Source organism: Streptomyces pilosus, assembly GCF_014649835.1.
Taxonomy (GTDB): domain Bacteria; phylum Actinomycetota; class Actinomycetes; order Streptomycetales; family Streptomycetaceae; genus Streptomyces; species Streptomyces pilosus.
Genome location: NZ_BMTU01000009.1, coordinates 59,566 through 77,829 on the forward strand (window position 1 = coordinate 59,566; position 18,264 = coordinate 77,829).

Consider the following 18,264-nt stretch of genomic DNA (forward strand, 5'->3'; position numbering starts at 1 on the left):
GAACCACGCCATGCCCACCAAGGTGATCCGCAACCCGGAGGGCAGGGAGCGGCCTCGGAACACCGCCTGGTACACGCTCTACCCGAGGCGGTGGCTGCGGCGCACCGCGCAGGCGGTGGGCAGACGGTGGCGCTCCTTCAGGACCGGCAGGGAGGCGCGCCGGAGCATCGTCCCGAACCGCAGCTGGCACCCCTGGCGGGTGTCCCTCGGCAGGCTGCTGCGCGCCTTTGCCTTCCTCGGGACGGCGATGCTGCTGACCTATGTGGCGCTGTCGGCGTACGACTCCTCGCAGGACGAGAAGTCGTGGTTCAACGGCGTGCGCAAGGCCGCGTGGTTCACCACCGTCCTGGGCTTCGTCAGCCCCGTGCTGACCGGGGCGCTCATCCTCGCCTTCTTCCTCCTGTACTGGTACCACAAGGCCAAGCGGCCGCTGATCAGGAAGGCGCGCACGCGACCGCACGACCTGGTCCCCACGGCCGGAACGCTCGTCGACCGGATCGTCGGCCGCCGCGAACTGGCCCAGGTGATGGCCCAGACCCTGCGCAACCGCAAGACCCGCAAGCCCTACCTGCTCGTCGGCGGGGTCGGCGTCGGCAAGACGGCCGTGCTCGTGGAACTCACCCGCATGCTGGCGCAGCAGTCCGCCGTCCCCGTGCCCCTGCGCCTGCGCGACATGGACGGGGACGGTGAGCTCGACTTCGAGAAGATGGCGCGGCGCCGCTTCGCCGAGGAAGCCGACCAGGGCGTGTTCGCCGTCGGCAACATCGACAAGGCGTGGCGGCAACTCCGGCTGGACGACAAGGCCGTGGTCATCGCCGACGGCCTCGAGGAGGCCCTCCTCGACGAGCGGTACCGGGAGGACCGCGACAACATCATCCGGCGGGCGATAGAGCGGGCGGACCGTCAGAGACTGCCCCTGGTCATCGCCTCGCGTCCGCACGCCCCCCTGGAGGGCACCAGGGCCGCGATCACCGACCTCGAACCGCTCAGCGAGGAGGCGGCCCTGGAGTACCTGGTCCGGGAACCGAGCGGGGCGGACGAACGCCGGCTGGACTGGGTGGTGGAGACCGCCGAGGTCTCCGACTCGCCCATCTACCTGCGGATCGCCCGCCTGCTGCAGGAGCGCGGACTGCTGGAGCACCTGACGCTGCGCAAGGACGACGGCCGGCTGAACACGCGCAGCAACGACTGCTCGACCATCAGGCTGTGGCTCCTCGACACCTACCGCCGGGCCCTGGAGGACGGCCTCATCTGCGACAAGCTGGTGATGGACCGTGAGGAACGGCGCGAGACCCTGTGGGTGGTGTCGGCACTGGCCTGCCTGGGGCTGCTCCAGGACAGCCTCGAGGTGTCGTTCGACGACTTCGTCGGCGCCCACCTGAACGACCTGCGCGAGCGCCGGCAGACCGGGGAACCGCCCGGTGAGGCGCCCGCCTGCAACTGGCGGGACGCCGTCCGTGCCGTCGTCTGCCCGGCCCAGCGCGAGGCCCTGTGGGACGTACTGGCCCGGAAGGTGCACGAGTCGTCGTCCTGGGGCAACCCGCTGGACTACCCCACCGAGTGCTACACCGAGCTGGCGAGGTACGCCGCCAACGGACAGCTCCTCGGACTGGTGAAGGGCTTCGAGAACAAGGTCCGGTTCCCCCACAGCATCGTCCAGGCCTATCTGGGTCACCGCCTGCTGACGGAGGTGGGGGAGGACCGGGTCGCCGACGTCGTCGAACCGGCCCTGCACAGCCCCGGCCCGTCCCGCGAGCTGCTCATCGCCCTGGTGCTGCTGTCCCGCCACCGGGCGGCGTCCACCGCCGCCCGGCGGGGCGCCGGGCCGGGCCGCGACCGGTGTCCGCCCCGGGGGGAGGACACACCACCGAGGCTCGCCGAACTGCTCACCGGGGCCGCCGCGAACCGGCACGACGCGAAGTACTTCGACCTGTACGCCGCCGCTCTGGAGATCGACAGCGTGGATCCGGCGCCGCTCCAGGACGCGCTGGCCCGTGACCTGGACGAGCAGTGGGCGGACCTGGAGATCAGGGGCGACCAGCGGACGGTGGAGGACGCGAAACTGGGGCTGGTGCGCCGTTTCGGCGCCGCGCTGCGCGAGCGCGACCGCCGCCGGAGGGAGGGCGGCCCGCGAACGGAGGAGGGGGACCCGCCGCCACCCCTTCCCTACGAGCAGCTGTTCAGGATCGGCACGCACGAGTCGTCCCACGCGGTCCGTACGGCGATCGCGCATCAGATGGCCGCCGGCGGGGACGCCTCCTTCCAGGCCGTGCGGCAGCTCTTCCCGCTCGACACCGACCCGGTGCACCAGTACCTGGACTGGAGCCACGAGGCCAAGCGGAAGCTCAACCGCGACTACACCGCCTGGCTCGCGGAGGTGGACGCCGGACGCGCCGCCGATCCCGGGGCGGTGGAACGCCGGGAGCGGGAACGCGCCCGCTTCGTGCGGGAACACGAGCGGCGCCGCACCACCCAGTGGCGTCACTTCGCCCTGCGGGCCTGGCTGGTCCCCATGTACGTCGCGTCCGTCTCCGTGAAGTACCGCGACGAGACGAAGGAACGCCTCGACCTCTGGCTGCGGCACCTGACCACCACGGCCGGCGGGGCCGGCACCGGGCCGCCACCCCCGGGGGCGGGCGAGCCCGACCTGCCGCTGTCCATGGAGAACGCGATGGCCCAGGGCTTCAAGAACGCGGCGAACCGGCGCAGGCGGCATCCGGACGCCTACGAGGAGAGCCGGGCACACCTGATGAAGCAGGCCGAGCGGATGCTCGTCTCCAGCCGCTCCTGGTACTCGCAGCTCAGCCTCCTGCACGCCCTGTGCCTGTGGGAGCTGCCCGACACCGCCGGGCGCACGGACGCCCCCGCGGCGCCGGCCGCTTCCGTCGAGCCCGTGCGGGCGGTCACCCGGTGGCTCACCATCGCCGGGACCGCCCGGGCGGGCCGGCCGGACGGGCACGGGGCCGGCGGCAGGATGCTCCACCCCTTCGTCGCCGAGGCGGGCGATCTGGTGACCCTGGCGCTGGAGACGGGACACCCGGAGCAGTTCCTCTGGATCGACGAGCACGGCGCCATCGGCAACGTCGGCTCCACGCCGGCGGACCCGGAGCGCTACCGCAAGCACAACCTGTGGATCGCACCGTCGTCCGGCTGGACGAGCCTGCACCCCCGGGCGCAGCGCCTGCTCGCCGACGCCCTGATCATGCTCAACCTCACCGAGCGGGAGGGCAGCCCGGACGACATCGAGGAACGCCTGGAACGCGCGAACAAGAACACCCTGCCGCCCTGTCTCACCCACGACCGCGGCCCGCTCCACCCGGAGCGCAGCGTGGGCCGGGTCGACCGGGACGAGCCGGGCTCCACCTGCCTGCCGACCTGCACCTTCCGTCTGTGCCCGTACCCGCCCAAGGCGAGGAGGACGCAGAAGGAGATCGACGAGCCGTTCTGCCGGCAGCAGCAGGCCCTCCTGCACAGCCGTCACCGCTGGCACCTGCCGGCCGTCACCCGGCGCACGGCGCCGTGGGTGAGCATCCCGGTGCGGGAGCTGCACGCCTTCTGGGAGGTGATGGCCCACCGGAAGCGCAAGGCCCCCGCGGAGGACGAGCAGATCCTCTGACACCCGCGGTGACGCGGGGGCACTGCGGGACGTGAGCGACGGCCGGTGACCAAAGAAGGGGCCCCGGACCCGGCCCGGGTCCGGGGCCCCCTCGGGGCGTACCGGTCTTACGGCAGCTGCGCGGCCCTCGCCTCGCGGCGGTTGTCGCGGAAGTTGTTCACCCGGCGGGCCGTGGCGAACAGCGGGATCACCGCGCCCATCACCAGCTGGAGCGCGCAGCCCGTCTGCAGCAGCAGCTGGCCGCTCGGCGCGTCGAACGCCCACGCCGCCAGCAGACCCATCGACAGCACGATCCAGGAGAGCATGGCCACCGCGAGGCGGCCCCGCGGCTTCGGGTACTCCACCCGGCTCACCATCAGCCAGGCCGTGCCGAGGATCGCCAGCAGCGTCGCCACGAACGGCAGCTCCAGCAGCACGATCGACACGACGGTCAGGGCGCCGAACGGGGACGGCATGCCCTGGAAGGTGCCGTCCTTCACCGTGACGCAGGAGAACCGCGCCAGTCTCAGCACCACCGCGAGGAGCACCACGATCGCCCCGACCGCGGCCACTCTCTGGTGCGCGTCGTCCGCGACCATGCCGTAGACCAGGACGAAGTACGCCGGCGCCAGACCGAAGCTGATCAGGTCCGAGAGGTTGTCCAGCTCCGCGCCCATCGGCGACGAGCGCAGCTTGCGCGCCACCAGGCCGTCGAAGAGGTCGAAGACCGCCGCGCACAGCATCAGGATGACGGCGGTGGCCGCGCTGTGGCGGGCCATGCCGGTCTCCTGGCTGCCCTGGAGGTGCGGGATCAGGATGCCGGTGGTGGTGAAGTACACCGCCATGAAGCCGCAGGTGGCGTTGCCCAGGGTGAGGGTGTCCGCTATCGACAGGCGGAGCGAGAGGGGCATCTCCTCCTCGTCGTCCGCCTCGTCGGCCTCGGGCACCCAGCCGGCCTGTGTCTCCGGATCAACCACGGTCAATGCGAGTCACCCCAGCCACGGTCTTCTGACCCACTTCGACGTCGACCTCCACGCCCTCGGGCAGGTAGATGTCGACGCGCGAGCCGAAGCGGATCAGACCGATGCGCTCGCCCTGCTCGACCTTGGTGCCCTGGGGCACGTAGGGGACGATGCGGCGGGCGACGGCGCCGGCGATCTGGATCATCTCGATGTCGCCGAGCTCGGTGTCGAAGTGCCACACCACCCGCTCGTTGTTCTCGCTCTCCTTGTTGAAGGCGGGAACGAAGCCACCGGGGATGTGCTCGACGGAGGTCACCGTGCCGGCCAGCGGGGCGCGGTTCACGTGGACGTTGAGCGGGCTCATGAAGATCGCGACGCGGGTGCGCCCGTCCTTCCACGGCATGATGCTCTGCACCACACCGTCGGCGGGCGAGATGACCCTGCCCCGGGCGATCTCGCGCTCGGGGTCGCGGAAGAACCACAGCATCCCCGCCGCCAGGGCGGTGGCGGGGACGGCGACGGCCTTCGCGGCACCCGAGCGGCGGGCACGGAGCAGGCTGACGGCTGCGGTGGCGACGGTCGGCAGGAGCCACGGCGAGGCTCCGCGCGCGAGGCGTACGCCGGCGAGGCTGTCGCGAGGTGCAGAGGTTTGGCTGTGGGGCATGGATGACCTTCGTAGCGGATGATGCCGCGCAACTGCGGGGGACGGCGGCTTTCCGGCGATCGTAGCGGCTTCCGGCCGCAACTGGGTAAGCCAGGCAACCAAGTCGACGGCTGAAGAGTGCATACGGGGTGTGATCCTCTTCTCCAAGAAAACACCCCGTACCCGGACATCTAGCCCTGGAATCGATACTCTTCGAGCAGTCGACGGCCGATGATCATTTTCTGGATCTCGGCGGTGCCTTCACCGATCAGCAGCATCGGGGCCTCACGGTAGAGGCGCTCGATCTCGTACTCCTTGGAGAAGCCGTAGCCGCCGTGGATCCGGAAGGCGTCCTCCACGACCTCCTTGCAGTACTCGGAGGCGAGGTACTTCGCCATCCCTGCTTCAAGGTCGTTTCGTTCTCCCGAGTCCTTTTTGCGCGCTGCGTTCACCATCATGGCATGGGCGGCCTCCACCTTGGTAGCCATCTCCGCCAGCTTGAACTGGATGGCCTGGTGCTGGGCGATCGCCTTGCCGAAAGTGTGACGCTGCTGGGCGTACCGGACGCCGAGCTCGAAGGCACGCTGAGCGACGCCGCAGCCACGGGCCGCGACGTTCACCCGGCCGACCTCGACGCCGTCCATCATTTGGTAAAAACCCCTGCCGGTGACCCCGCCGAGCACCCGGTCGGCGGGAATCCGCAGGCCGTCCATGATGAGCTCGGTGGTGTCGACGCCCTTGTAGCCCATCTTGTCGATCTTGCCGGGGACGGTCAGGCCGGGGCGGACCTCGCCGAAGCCCGGCTCCTTCTCCACCAGGAAGGTCGTCATCGACTTGTGCGGCGCCGTGCCCTCGGGGTGACCCTCGTCACTGCGCACCAGAACGGCGACGAGGGAGGACGTCCCGCCGTTCGTCAGCCACATCTTCTGGCCGTTCAGGACGTACTCGTCGCCGTCCTTCACCGCCTTCGACGTGATCGCCGACACGTCGGAGCCGAGGGCCGGCTCCGACATGGAGAAGGCGCCGCGGATGTCGCCGGCCGCCATGCGGGGCAGGAAGTGGTCCTTCTGCTCCTGCGTGCCGTGCTGCTTGAGCATGTAGGCCACGATGAAGTGCGTGTTGATGATGCCGGAGACCGACATCCAGCCCCGGGCGATCTCCTCGACGCAGAGGGCGTACGTCAGCAGGGACTCGCCCAGACCGCCGTACTCCTCGGGAATCATCAGGCCGAACAGGCCGAGTTCCTTCAGGCCGTCGACGATCGCCTGCGGGTACTCGTCGCGGTGCTCCAGTTCGGTGGCGACCGGGATGATCTCCTTGTCCACGAAGTCGCGGACGGTGGAGAGGATCTCCTGCTGGACGTCGGTCAGACCGGCGGTCTGGGCGAGACGGGCCATGGCCTACTTCTCCTGCTGCTTCGGTTCCGGGCGGCCCGGCTGCTCGCCGCCGCGCTCCTTGATGTACGTCTCCGTGGGCACCATCACCTTGCGGCGGAACACGCAGACCAGCGTGCCGTCCTGCTTGTAGCCCGTGGTCTCCACGTACACGATGCCGCGGTCGTTCTTCGACTTCGACGGCCACTTGTCCAGCACGGTCGTCTGGCCGTAGACCGTGTCGCCGTGGAAGGTCGGCGCCACGTGCCTGAGCGACTCGATCTCCAGGTTGGCGATGGCCTTGCCGGAGATGTCGGGGACCGACATGCCGAGCAGCAGCGAGTAGACGTAGTTCCCGACGACGACGTTCTTGCCGAAGTCCGTCGTCTTCTCCGCATAGTTCGTGTCCATGTGGAGCGGGTGGTGGTTCATCGTGAGGAGGCAGAACAGGTGGTCGTCGTACTCCGTGACCGTCTTCCCCGGCCAGTGCTTGTACGTCGCGCCGACCTCGAACTCCTCGTACGTGCGTCCGAACTGCATGGCGCTCAGCCCTCCGGGATCTCGAACTTGCCGGTGCGCCGCATGCCGGCCGCACGCCCCTTGCCGGAGATGACCAGGGCCATCTTCCGGCTGGCCTCGTCGATCATCTCGTCGCCGAGCATCGCCGAGCCCTTCTTGCCGCCGGCCTCGGACGTGTAGTAGTCGTACGCGTCCAGGATCAGCTCGGCGTGGTCGAAGTCCTCCTGCGACGGCGAGAAGATCTCGTTGGACGCCTCGACCTGGCCGGGGTGCAGCACCCACTTGCCGTCGAAGCCGAGGGCCGCGGCGCGCCGGGCGACCTCGCGGTAGCCGTCCACGTTGCGGATCTGCAGGTAGGGGCCGTCGATCGCCTGGAGGTCGTTGGCGCGGGCGGCCATCAGGATCTTCATCAGGATGTAGTGGTAGGCGTCCGCCGGGTAGCCGGGCGGCTGCTCGCCCACGACCAGCGACTTCATGTTGATGGACGCCATGAAGTCGGCCGGGCCGAAGATGATCGTCTCGACGCGCTGGGAGGCCTGCGCGATCTCGTTGACGTTGTTCAGGCCGCGGGCGTTCTCGATCTGCGCCTCGATGCCGATCCTGCCGACCTCGAAGCCCATGGTCTTCTCGATCTGGGTCAGCAGCAGGTCCAGGGCGACGACCTGCTGGGCGTCCTGCACCTTCGGCAGCATGATGCAGTCGAGGTTCGGGCCGGCGCCCTCGACGACCGTCACGACGTCCCGGTACGTCCACTCGGTCGTCCAGTCGTTGACGCGCACGACGCGGGTCTTGCCGGTCCAGTCGCCCTCGTTGAGGAACTTCACGATGGTGTGCCGCGCCTCGGGCTTGGCCAGCGGGGCGCAGGCGTCCTCCAGGTCGAGGAAGACCTGGTCCGCCGGGAGGCCCTGGGCCTTCTCCAGGAAGCGCGGGTTGCTTCCCGGGACCGCCAGACAGGAGCGGCGGGGGCGAAGGCGGTTGACCGTGGTCATGCGGGGACCTCCAAGGGGTCGAGCTTGTTCGCGTTGCGGATCTCGTCGACGATGCGGCCGATGATCCCGGTGATGTCGAAGTCCTTCGGGGTGAAGACCGCGGCCACTCCGGCGGCCCGCAGCTGTTCGGCGTCACCGCTGGGGATGATGCCACCGGCGATCACCGGTATGTCGGTGGCACCGGCCACCCGGAGCCGTTCGAGCACGTCCGGCACGAGCTGCGCGTGCGAGCCGGAGAGGATGGACAGGCCCACCGCGTGCACGTCCTCGGCGAGGGCGGCGTCCACGATCTGCTCGGGGGTGAGCCGGATGCCCTGGTAGACCACCTCGAACCCGGCGTCGCGGGCCCGCACGGCGATCTGCTCGGCGCCGTTGGAGTGTCCGTCCAGGCCCGGCTTGCCGACCAGGAAGCGCAGCTTGCCCACGCCCAGGTCCCTGGCCGTCAGGTCCACCTTGCGGCGGACCTCCGACAGGGCCGAGCCCTCCTCGGCGGCGACCGCCACCGGGGCGGAGGAGACACCGGTCGGTGCCCGGAACTCGCCGAACACCTCGCGCAGCGCCCCGGCCCACTCGCCGGTGGTGACGCCGGCCCGGGCGCACTCCAGGGTGGCCTCCATGAGGTTGTCCGTGCCGCGCGCGGCCTCCTTCAGCTTCTCCAGCGCCTTGCAGGGGCGCGGGTGGTTGAAGGGCGGCTGGTAGCGGCTGTCACGCCAGTTCTGCAGGGAGGCGATGACACGGGCCTCCACCGCCGGGTCGACGGTCTGGATCGCGGTGTCCAGGTCGGCGGTCAGCGGGTTGGGCTCGGTGCCCTGGAAGGCGTTCACACCGATGATCTTCTCCTCCCCGGACTCGATCCGGGCGCGGCGCGCGGCGTGCGAGGAGACCAGCTGGGACTTGAGGTAGCCCGACTCGACGGCGGCCATCGCGCCGCCCATCTCCTCGATCCGCTCCATCTCCGCGAAGGAGTCGGCGACCAGCTGCTCCACCTTCGCCTCGACCACCTTCGAGCCCTCGAAGATGTCGTCGTACTCCAGCAGGTCGCTCTCGTACGCGAGGACCTGCTGGATGCGCAGGGACCACTGCTGGTCCCAGGGGCGGGGGAGGCCCAGGGCCTCGTTCCAGGCGGGCAGCTGCACGGCGCGCGCGCGGGCGTCCTTGGAGAGGGTGACGGCCAGCATCTCCAGCACGATCCGCTGGACGTTGTTCTCCGGCTGCGCCTCGGTCAGGCCGAGGGAGTTGACCTGGACGCCGTAGCGGAAGCGGCGGTGCTTGGGGTTCTCGATGCCGTACCGCTCGCGGGTGACCCGGTCCCAGATGCGGCCGAAGGCGCGCATCTTGCACATCTCCTCGACGAACCGGACGCCGGCGTTGACGAAGAAGGAGATGCGGCCGACCACGTCGCCCATGCGCTCCTGCGGCACCTGGCCACTGTCGCGCACCGCGTCGAGCACGGCGACGGCGGTGGACATCGCGTACGCGATCTCCTGCACCGGCGTGGCCCCGGCCTCCTGCAGGTGGTAGCTGCAGATGTTGATCGGGTTCCACTTCGGGATGTGGGAGACCGTGTACGCGATCATGTCCGTCGTCAGGCGGAGCGAGGGGCCCGGGGGGAACACGTGGGTGCCCCGGGACAGGTACTCCTTGACGATGTCGTTCTGGGTCGTGCCCTGGAGCCTGGTGACGTCCGCGCCCTGCTCCTCGGCGACGACCTGGTAGAGCGCCAGCAGCCACATGGCGGTGGCGTTGATCGTCATCGAGGTGTTCATCTGCTCCAGGGGGATGTCCTGGAACAGCCGCCGCATGTCACCGAGGTGGGCGACCGGCACCCCGACCCGGCCGACCTCGCCGCGGGCGAGGACGTGGTCGGAGTCGTAGCCGGTCTGGGTCGGCAGGTCGAAGGCGACCGACAGACCCGTCTGTCCCTTGGCGAGGTTGCGCCGGTACAGCTCGTTGGACGCCTCGGCCGTCGAGTGGCCGGCGTACGTCCGCATGAGCCACGGACGGTCCTTCTGCCGCTCTGTCATGTCCCGGCCCTCAGATGTTCCGGAAGCGGTTGATGGCGTCGATGTGCTTCGCGCGCTTCTCGTGGTCGCGCACGCCGAGGCCCTCCTCGGGCGCCATGCACAGCACGCCGACCTTGCCCTGGTGCAGGTTGCGGTGCACGTCGTAGGCGGCCTGGCCGGTGTCCTCCAGGGCGTAGGTCCTGGAGAGCGTGGGGTGGATCTTGCCCTTGGCGATGAGGCGGTTGGCCTCCCAGGCCTCGCGGTAGTTGGCGAAGTGGGAGCCGATGATGCGCTTCAGGGACATCCACAGGTAGCGGTTGTCGTACTCGTGCATGTAGCCCGAGGTCGAGGCGCAGGTGGTGATGGTGCCGCCCTTGCGGGTGACGAAGACCGAGGCGCCGAAGGTCTCGCGGCCGGGGTGCTCGAAGACGATGTCGATGTCCTCGCCGCCGGTGAACTCACGGATGCGCTTGCCGAAGCGCTTCCACTCCTTCGGGTCCTGGGTGTTCTCGTCCTTCCAGAACTTGTAGCCCTCGGCGTTGCGGTCGATGATCGCCTCGGCGCCCATCGACCGGCAGATCTCCGCCTTCTGGTCGCTGGAGACGACGCAAATCGGGTTGGCGCCGCCGGCCAGCGCGAACTGGGTGGCGTAGGAACCGAGTCCGCCGCTCGCGCCCCAGATGAGGACGTTGTCGCCCTGCTTCATGCCGGCGCCGTTGCGGGACACCAGCTGCCGGTACGCGGTGGAGTTGACCAGACCCGGGGCGGCGGCCTCCTCCCAGCTCAGGTGGTCCGGCTTGGGCATCAGCTGGTTGGACTTCACCAGCGCGATCTCCGCCAGCCCGCCGAAGTTGGTCTCGAAGCCCCAGATGCGCTGCTCGGGGTCGAGCATCGTGTCGTTGTGGCCGTCGCTGGACTCGAGCTCGACCGACAGACAGTGGGCGACGACCTCGTCGCCGGGCCGCCAGGCGTTGACGCCGGGGCCGGTGCGCAGCACGACGCCGGCGAGGTCGGAGCCGATGATGTGGTACGGCAGGTCGTGGCGCTTGGTGAGCTCGCTGAGCCGGCCGTAGCGCTCCAGGAAGCCGAAGGTGGAGAGCGGCTCGAAGATCGAGGTCCACACCGAGTTGTAGTTGACCGAGGAGGCCATGACGGCCACCAGGGCCTCGCCCGGGCCGAGCTCGGGCAGCGGCACGTCGTCGAGGTGGATCGACTTGCGCGGGTCCTTGTCGCGGGTCGCGAGGCCCGCGAACATCTCCGTCTCGTCCTTGTGCACGGTGATCGCGCGGTACGACTCGGGGAGCGGCAGGGCGGCGAAGTCCTCCGACGTGGAGTCGGGCGACTGGATCGCGGCCAGGATGTCCTTGACGGTCACGGTGTTGCCTCCGGCGGTGAGCGCCCTGAGGGAGGGGCGCTGAGGGTTACGTCGGTGTGCTGCTGAGGGTCTGGCGGTGCCGTCGGTTCGGCGGTGGTGCTTCGGCAGCGCTTGGTGTGCGCGGGAGGGTGCCTGTGACGCAGGCGTCCGGACGTGCGGGCGGTGGGCCCGCCGGGACTCGCCCGGACTCCTTCAACGTATGGCACGCCGTGTCATCCGGCAAGGCACCGAGTGCCAGAACCTTGGCTCAGGTGAATTCTTTACCCATCAGATGAGCGATGATCGATCGAACGGCCCCGGAAGCAGCCCCTAAAAGGGGCCCTGACATGGCAAAACGGCCACCCGGTGGGGTGGCCGTCGTCACAGCGGCGAGGGGGCGGTAAAGGCGCCCCCGAGGGTGTCTCAGCGCTCCTTGAGCGCCTGCTCGATGGTCCGCATCACCTCGTCCAGCGGCGCGTCCACGTGCGCGACCGTCACCAGGACCTCGCCCTGCGCGGACGCGGAGGCGGCCGGCGGCCTCGGGGGCGCGGTGCGCCGGCCCGCCATGATGCCGCTGCCGAAGGTCTTGCGGACGATCGCGAAGGCGTGGTCCAGCTGGGCCTCCACGTCGCCCTGGCCGCCGGCCCTGAGCCAGCGCCGCAGCACGTGGTTGTGCGCGGTGACCACGGCCGACGCGGCGACCTCCGCGAGCAGCGGGTCGTCGTTGGCGTCGTCGTCGTGCGCGTGCTCGTCGAAGTGGCCGAGCAGATAGCGGGTGAAGAGCCGCTCGTAGCGGGCCACCGAGGCGATCTCGGCCTCCCGCAGGGTGGGCACCTCACGCGTCAGCTTGTAGCGGGCGACCGAGATCTCCGGCCGCGCCGCGTACATCTTCATGACCTCTTTGATGCCGCGGCACACCGTGTCGAGGGGATGCTCGTGGGCGGGGGCGGCGTTGAGCACCGCCTCGGCGCGCACCAGGGTGTCGTCGTGGTCCGGGAAGATCGCCTCTTCCTTCGAGCGGAAGTGACGGAAGAAGGTGCGGCGGGCGACCCCGGCGGCTGCCGCGATCTCGTCGACGGTGGTGGCCTCGTACCCCTTCGTCGCGAACAGCTCCATCGCGGCGGCCGCCAGTTCCCGGCGCATTTTCAGCCGCTGGGCGGCGGCACGGGAGCCCGCGGCGCTCTCCGGCGGCTCGGTCGTGGCTGGCGTACGTGCGGACTTGGCGGGCTGGGACATGCCCTGAACGTACTGCATGTGCGCAGCTCGGTGCGCGTGAGAGGGGCTTCCCCCGCCCTCGGCGGGCGGGGGAGGGGCGCTGCGGGCGGGCGGCGCGAACCGGTCGGGGTCGAGCAGTCCGCCCCACTCCGCGCCGCCTCCGAACCGGTCGCCGGGGCGCGACTCAGCGCTTGGCATATTCGCGGAAGCCACGGCCGGTCTTGCGGCCGAGGCAGCCCGCGGCCACCAGGTGCTCCAGCAGGGGCGCCGGGGCGAGACCCGGGTCGCGGAACTCGCGGTGCAGGACCTTCTCGATGGCGAGCGAGACGTCCAGCCCGACGACGTCCAGCAGCTCGAAGGGACCCATCGGGTAGCCGCCGCCGAGCTTCATCGCGGCGTCGATGTCGTCGAGCGACGCGTAGTGCTCCTGCACCATCTTGATCGCGTTGTTGAGGTACGGGAACAGCAGGGCGTTCACGATGAACCCGGCCCGGTCGCCGCAGTCCACGGCGTGCTTGCGGATCCTCCCGCACACCTCGCGCACGGTGGCGTGGACGTCGTCGGCGGTCAGCACCGTGCGCACCACCTCGACCAGCTTCATGGCCGGCGCCGGGTTGAAGAAGTGCATGCCGATCACGTCCTGCGGACGCGAGGTGGCACGGGCACAGGCGACGACCGGGAGGGAGGAGGTGGTCGTGGCGAGCACCGCCCCCGGCTTGCAGACCTTGTCCAGCGTCCCGAACAGCTGCCGCTTGACCTCCAGGTCCTCGGCCACCGCCTCGAGCGCGAGGTCCACGTCGGCGAAGTCGTCGTAGCTGCCCGTCGCCCGGACCCGCTCCAGGGTCTGCGCGGCGGCCTCCGCGGTCATCCGGCCCTTGTCCACCGAGCGCGCCAGCGACTTCCCGATACGCGCCCTGGCGGCAGCCGCCTTCTCCTCGCTGCGGGCCGCCAGGACCACCTCGTAGCCCGCCTTGGCGAACACCTCGGCGATCCCCGAGGCCATGGTGCCCGAACCCGCGACCCCCACCGAGCGCACGGTGCGGCCGGCGGCCGCGGAGGCGTCCCCGCGCGGGGTGAGGGCGTCCGGCACGACCGTCCCGCTGCCCGGCGCCTCGTAGGTGTAGAAGCCGCGTCCCGCCTTGCGGCCGGTCAGGCCGGCCTCGCTGAGCTGCTTGAGGACGGGGGCGGGGGCGTGCAGCCGGTCCCGGGACTCCGCGTACATGGCGTCCAGGACGGTGCGCGCGGTGTCGATGCCGATCAGGTCGAGCAGCGCCAGCGGGCCCATGGGAAGACCGCAGCCCAGCCGCATCGCGGCGTCGATGTCCTCGCGGGAGGCGTAGTTGGCCTCGTACATCGCGGCGGCCTGGTTCAGGTAGCCGAACAGCAGGCCGTCGGCGACGAATCCGGGCCGGTCGCCGACCGCCACGGGCTCCTTGCCCAGGTCCAGGGCGAGATCGGTGACCGCGGTGACGGCCGTGGGCGAGGTGAGCACGCTGGAGACGATCTCCACCAGCTTCATCGCCGGCGCCGGGTTGAAGAAGTGCATGCCCAGCACCCGCTCGGGGCGGGCGGAGTCGGCGGCGAGCCGGGTGACGGAGAGGGCGTTGGTGCCCGTCGCCAGGATCGTCTCCGGCCGCACCACCGCGTCGAGTTCGCGGAAGATCTGCTGCTTGACGTCGTACGACTCCGGCGCCACCTCGATCACCAGGTCGGCGTCGGCCGCGGCGGCGATGTCGGTGGAGGTGGTGACGCGGGCGAGGAGCTCGGCGCGCCGCTGACCGGTGAGCCGGCCGCGCTCGACGGCGCGGGCGGTCGAGGCCTCCAGGGCGGCGACGCACTTCGCCGTCTGGGCCTCGCTGATGTCGATGCCGACGACGTCGCGGCCGGCCGCGGCCAGGACTTCGGCGATGCCGGTGCCCATCGTGCCGAGGCCGACGACGGCGACGGTCCGCAACGGGGACAGAGGGGTGTCGGAGAGGGGAGTGGCCATCGCGGGACTCCAGAAATGAGGGTGACGACGGGAGACACGCCCGGGTGCGCCGAAGGGCGCACCGGGTACGTGCGGATGCGGGTGTCGACCGGGCTGCGAGCGCACACGCCCGGCGCCGCCGGGAAAGCGGCTGATGGATCCGACCGGCCCTGTCCCGGGGCCGAGCCGTACTGCGGTACACGGGGGTACCGAACCGACTGCGACTCACTGCGGCCGCGTCACCAGACCGCCGTGAGGAGGGTCGCGAGTGGGTAACTCGCTCGTCTGAGCTTAACTGGCGGGTAACGAGCGCGCCAGCCCCCGGGTTTGTGATGTACGTCCCGCAGACCCCGCCCGGCCCCTAACCTCGGGGACATGGACGAAGAGTTGCGATCGCTCACGGAGCGCTTACGGGCGGAGTCGGGCGGATCGGCCGCGTTCGACCGCCTGCTCGCCACGGACGACTCCGACACCCTGGCCGGCGTCCTCACCGCCCCCGGACAGCCGCTGTGGGCACGGGAACTGGCCGCGTTCCGGCTCGGAGTGGCGGGGGACCGGCGCGCGTTCGAGGCGCTCGTCCTCCTCCTCAACCACCGGGACCCGCCGCGCTGCGCCGCCGCCGCGCACGCCCTCGCCCGGCTCGGCGACCCGCGCACCGCCCGCGCCGCCGCCGCCCTCGCCACCAACGAACTCCGCGTCGCCTACGCCCTGCACCCGGTCCGCCTGCTGACCCGACTGCGCGCCCCCGAGGCGGTGCCGGCCCTGATCACGACCCTGCGCCGCAGACTGCGCCCCCACGACCCGTACCGCCGGGTCGCCCTGGCCTGTGTGGAAGGACTGGGCGAACTCGGCGACCCGCGCGCCGAACCCGTACTCGGTGAGGCCCTCGCCCACCCGGTACTCGCCGAGGCCGCGGTCCGGGCCCTGGCCCGCATCCCCCGCCAGGGCGGCACCGCCCGCGGCCGCATACCCGGACAGCGGTAGCACCGCCGCCGCCCGCCCGGCCGCGCGGGGAACGCCCGGGGTGTCCCGGGCGGCGGTGTCCCCTCGTCAGCCGGTGAGGTCCCTCGCGTACCGGACCTCCGGCACCGCGACCCCCGCCACCTCGAAGGGCTCCTCGGCGCCGTCCGGGGCGAAGCCCGCGCGCTCGTAGAAGCGGCGGGCGCGGGTGTTGTGCTTCAGGACCCACAGGTACATGCGCCGCCGGCCGGCGCCGGCGCAGCGGCGGGACGCCTCGGTCAGCAGGGCCCGGCCCACACCCCGGCCGATGCGCTCCGGGGGCAGGTACAGGGCGTACAGCTCGGCGTCCGGGGTGCGCACCTCGCCGTCCCGGTAGGGGCCGCACGCGGCCCACCCGGCGAGCTCGCCGCCCCCGGTCTCGGCGACCAGGTCGAGCACGCTGCCGTCGCCGGCCGACAGGCGCGCGCGGTGCCGCTCGGCGTCCGCCGCGACGTCGAGGCCGTCGAGGTACGACTGCGGGACGAGACCCCGGTACGCGTGCTGCCACCCGCGTACCCGGATCGCGGCGACGCCCTCGCAGTCGGCGGCGGTCATCGGGCGTATGCGGGGCCCGCCGGTCACCGGGCCCACGCGGGGCCCGGTCATGCGGCGACCACCGCGCGGGCCTCGACGTCCAGCGGGAACCCCGGGCGGACCAGGCCGGCGACCCGGACCGAGGACGCGGTCGGCAGGCGGTCGCCGGGCATGTGCCCGGCGCGGGCCGCGCGGACGGCGGGCATGTTCTCGAAGACCTGACGGGCCTGCGCCCCGGGGCCGCCCTCGCCGACGGGCGCGCCGTCCTCGTCCGGGGCGGGCCGGCCGGAGACGGCGACCGGGCGGCCGGTGCCGGCCACCACGTGGGAGTACCGGGCCGAGAGGGCCACGCCGTCGGGGGCGGGGAGGCGGGTGAGGTGGGTCATGGCGTTCATGATGACCCACGCGGCCGGCCGCCCCCCGTCCCCGACGGGGCGTCAGGCCTCAGCCGCGCGGGTCGAGCAGGCCGTGCAGCGTCGAGCCGCGGGCCGTGTCCGGTGCCGCCTTCGACGTCAGCGGCTTCGGGTCCGGCAGCCCCGCGCACACCGCCTCGGCCTCGCCGCGGCCTCCGCGCGGCACGGTCCCGTCGGTGAGGTAGGCCACCAGGTGCCGGTCCAGACAGGCGTTCCCGCTCAGCGTGATGCCGTGGTTGCCGCTGCCTGACTCCACCACCAGGCTGGAACGCCCCAGCAGCCGGTGGACGGTGACCGCGCCCTGGTACGGGGTCGCCGCGTCGTCCGTCGCCTGGAACAGCAGCGCCGACGGCAGCGCGTCGTTGTCGATGCGCTCCGGCCGCAGGGACTCGGCCGGCCAGAACGCGCACGGCGCGTTGTACCAGGTGTTGTTCCAGGTCATGAACGGTGCCCGCTCGTACATCTCCCAGGTGTCCTTGCGCCACTGCGCCCAGTCACGCGGCCAGGAGGCGTCCCGGCACTCGACCGCCGTGTAGACGCTGTAGCCGTTGTCCCCGGAGGCGTCGTTCGCGCCGAAGTTCTCGTACGCCTCCACCAGCGGACCGTCGTCCCCGTCGTTCACGTGGGCGGCGAACGCCTCCGCGAGATAGGGCCAGTAGCCGTTGTAGTAGCCGCCCGGGATGTAGGTGTCCTCCAGTTCGGCGGCGCCCACCTTGCCGCCGGCCGGGGCCTTCCTCAGCTCCGCCCGCATCGCGTACCACTTGGCCTCGATCTTCTCCGCGTCGGTGCCGAGCCGGTACGTGCTGTCGTACTTGGCCACCCAGTCCATGAAGGCCCGGTGACGGTTGTTGAAGGCGAGGTTCTGGTTGAGGTTGGAGTCGTACCAGACCTCGGTGGGGTCGACCATCGAGTCCAGGACCAGGCGCCGCACCCGGTCCGGGAACAGCTTGGCGTAGACGGCGCCCAGGTAGGTGCCGTAGGAGTACCCGAAGTAGTTGATCCTCTCGGCGCCGAGGGCCCGCCGGATCACGTCCAGGTCGCGCACCGCGGCGCCCGTGTTGATGTGCGGCAGCAGGTCGCCGTGCTTCCTGCCGCAGGCCTCGGCGAAGGACTTCGCGCGCACGAGGTTGGCCCGCTCCACCTCGGGCGACGTGGGCACCGGGTCGGGACGCACCGGCCCGAAGTGGTCCGGCGCGCAGTCCAGCGCGGGCTCGCTCGCGCCGACCCCGCGCGGGTCGAAGCCGATGACGTCGTACTGGGCGGCCACCTTCTTCGGCAGCGACGACGCCACGAACCCGGCGAGCGTCAGCCCGCTGCCGCCGGGGCCGCCCGGGTTCACCAGCAGGGGGCCCTGGTACTTCTTCGCGGTGTGCGGGACGCGGGACAGGGCGAGGGTGATGGTGCGCCCGGCGGGGTCGGCGTGGTCGAGCGGCACCTCGACGGACGCGCACTGCAGCGTCGGGTAGTCGTCGGTGGCGCACTTCTTCCACGCGGGCTCCGCCGCGTGGACGGTGTCCGCGGCGCGCGGCGTCCCCGCTTCGGCGGGGACGGCCGCGAGGCTTCCGGCCAGGACGACGGTGGCACCGCACAGCACGGCTGCGCGTCTTCTCATGGGTCCTCCCAGGACGGAAGTGCTGAGGACCGCGAGGCTCACGGCCCACGCGGCATCGTCCCGGTGCGGGGCCCCGGATGAACG

General features: G+C 71.2%; 14 protein-coding genes. 2 read left to right on the plus strand and 12 right to left on the minus strand.

Features of this window, described 5'->3' with window-relative positions; translation table 11 throughout:
- The first annotated feature begins 10 nt into the window (after positions 1–10).
- Entirely contained in the window at positions 11–3,616 is a 3,606-nt protein-coding gene (locus IE118_RS22050) for an NACHT domain-containing protein (protein ID WP_189559720.1), read from the plus strand.
- Between the two features lie 107 nt (positions 3,617–3,723).
- On the opposite strand, the gene pssA is transcribed toward IE118_RS22050, so the two are convergent.
- The 9 genes from pssA to IE118_RS22095 form a co-directional block, all read right to left on the minus strand.
- The gene (gene pssA / locus IE118_RS22055) at positions 3,724–4,542 is read right to left on the minus strand and encodes a CDP-diacylglycerol--serine O-phosphatidyltransferase (protein ID WP_189559904.1); all 819 of its coding nucleotides are present in this window, start codon (positions 4,540–4,542) and stop codon (positions 3,724–3,726) included.
- A gap of 22 nt (positions 4,543–4,564) precedes the next feature.
- Complete coding sequence (locus IE118_RS22060; RefSeq protein ID WP_189559721.1) at positions 4,565–5,221, minus strand: phosphatidylserine decarboxylase; 657 nt, start codon at positions 5,219–5,221, stop codon at positions 4,565–4,567.
- A 170-nt stretch (positions 5,222–5,391) separates the two neighbouring features.
- Complete coding sequence (locus IE118_RS22065) at positions 5,392–6,597, minus strand: acyl-CoA dehydrogenase family protein (protein WP_189559722.1); 1,206 nt, start codon at positions 6,595–6,597, stop codon at positions 5,392–5,394.
- A gap of 3 nt (positions 6,598–6,600) precedes the next feature.
- On the minus strand, positions 6,601–7,113 hold the full coding sequence (locus IE118_RS22070; RefSeq protein ID WP_189559723.1) for a MaoC family dehydratase: 513 nt from the start codon (positions 7,111–7,113) through the stop codon (positions 6,601–6,603).
- Positions 7,114–7,118: 5 nt separating this feature from the next.
- Entirely contained in the window at positions 7,119–8,081 is a 963-nt protein-coding gene (locus IE118_RS22075; protein WP_189559724.1) for an HpcH/HpaI aldolase/citrate lyase family protein, read from the minus strand.
- Positions 8,078–10,105 (minus strand): ethylmalonyl-CoA mutase, encoded by a 2,028-nt coding sequence (locus IE118_RS22080; protein ID WP_189559725.1) that lies wholly within the window; start codon positions 10,103–10,105, stop codon positions 8,078–8,080. Before IE118_RS22080 ends, IE118_RS22075 begins: the two co-directional genes overlap by 4 nt.
- A 10-nt stretch (positions 10,106–10,115) precedes the next feature.
- Positions 10,116–11,459 carry a crotonyl-CoA carboxylase/reductase gene (ccrA, locus tag IE118_RS22085; RefSeq protein ID WP_189559726.1) on the minus strand — a complete coding sequence of 448 codons (1,344 nt, stop codon included), beginning with the start codon at positions 11,457–11,459 and terminating at the stop codon, positions 10,116–10,118.
- A 402-nt stretch (positions 11,460–11,861) separates the two neighbouring features.
- Entirely contained in the window at positions 11,862–12,674 is an 813-nt protein-coding gene (locus IE118_RS22090) for a TetR family transcriptional regulator (RefSeq protein WP_189559727.1), read from the minus strand.
- Positions 12,675–12,837: 163 nt separating this feature from the next.
- Positions 12,838–14,643, minus strand: a complete 1,806-nt coding sequence (locus IE118_RS22095) for a 3-hydroxyacyl-CoA dehydrogenase family protein (RefSeq protein ID WP_189559728.1) — start codon at positions 14,641–14,643, stop codon at positions 12,838–12,840.
- Positions 14,644–14,997: 354 nt separating this feature from the next.
- Between IE118_RS22095 and IE118_RS22100 the strand changes: the two genes are divergently transcribed.
- A complete protein-coding gene (locus IE118_RS22100) occupies positions 14,998–15,606 on the plus strand; it encodes an adenylosuccinate lyase (RefSeq protein WP_189559729.1) in 609 nt (202 codons plus the stop codon).
- Positions 15,607–15,672: 66 nt separating this feature from the next.
- On the opposite strand, the gene IE118_RS22105 is transcribed toward IE118_RS22100, so the two are convergent.
- Genes IE118_RS22105 through IE118_RS22115 form a run of 3 tightly spaced genes read right to left on the minus strand, consistent with a single transcriptional unit; the run spans position 15,673 to position 18,180 of the window.
- The gene (locus IE118_RS22105) at positions 15,673–16,227 is read right to left on the minus strand and encodes a GNAT family N-acetyltransferase (RefSeq protein ID WP_229846893.1); all 555 of its coding nucleotides are present in this window, start codon (positions 16,225–16,227) and stop codon (positions 15,673–15,675) included.
- Positions 16,224–16,541, minus strand: a complete 318-nt coding sequence (locus IE118_RS22110; RefSeq protein ID WP_189559730.1) for a RidA family protein — start codon at positions 16,539–16,541, stop codon at positions 16,224–16,226. Before IE118_RS22110 ends, IE118_RS22105 begins: the two co-directional genes overlap by 4 nt.
- 58 nt (positions 16,542–16,599) lie before the next feature.
- Complete coding sequence (locus IE118_RS22115; RefSeq protein WP_189559731.1) at positions 16,600–18,180, minus strand: alpha/beta hydrolase; 1,581 nt, start codon at positions 18,178–18,180, stop codon at positions 16,600–16,602.
- Between the last annotated feature and the right edge of the window lie 84 nt (positions 18,181–18,264).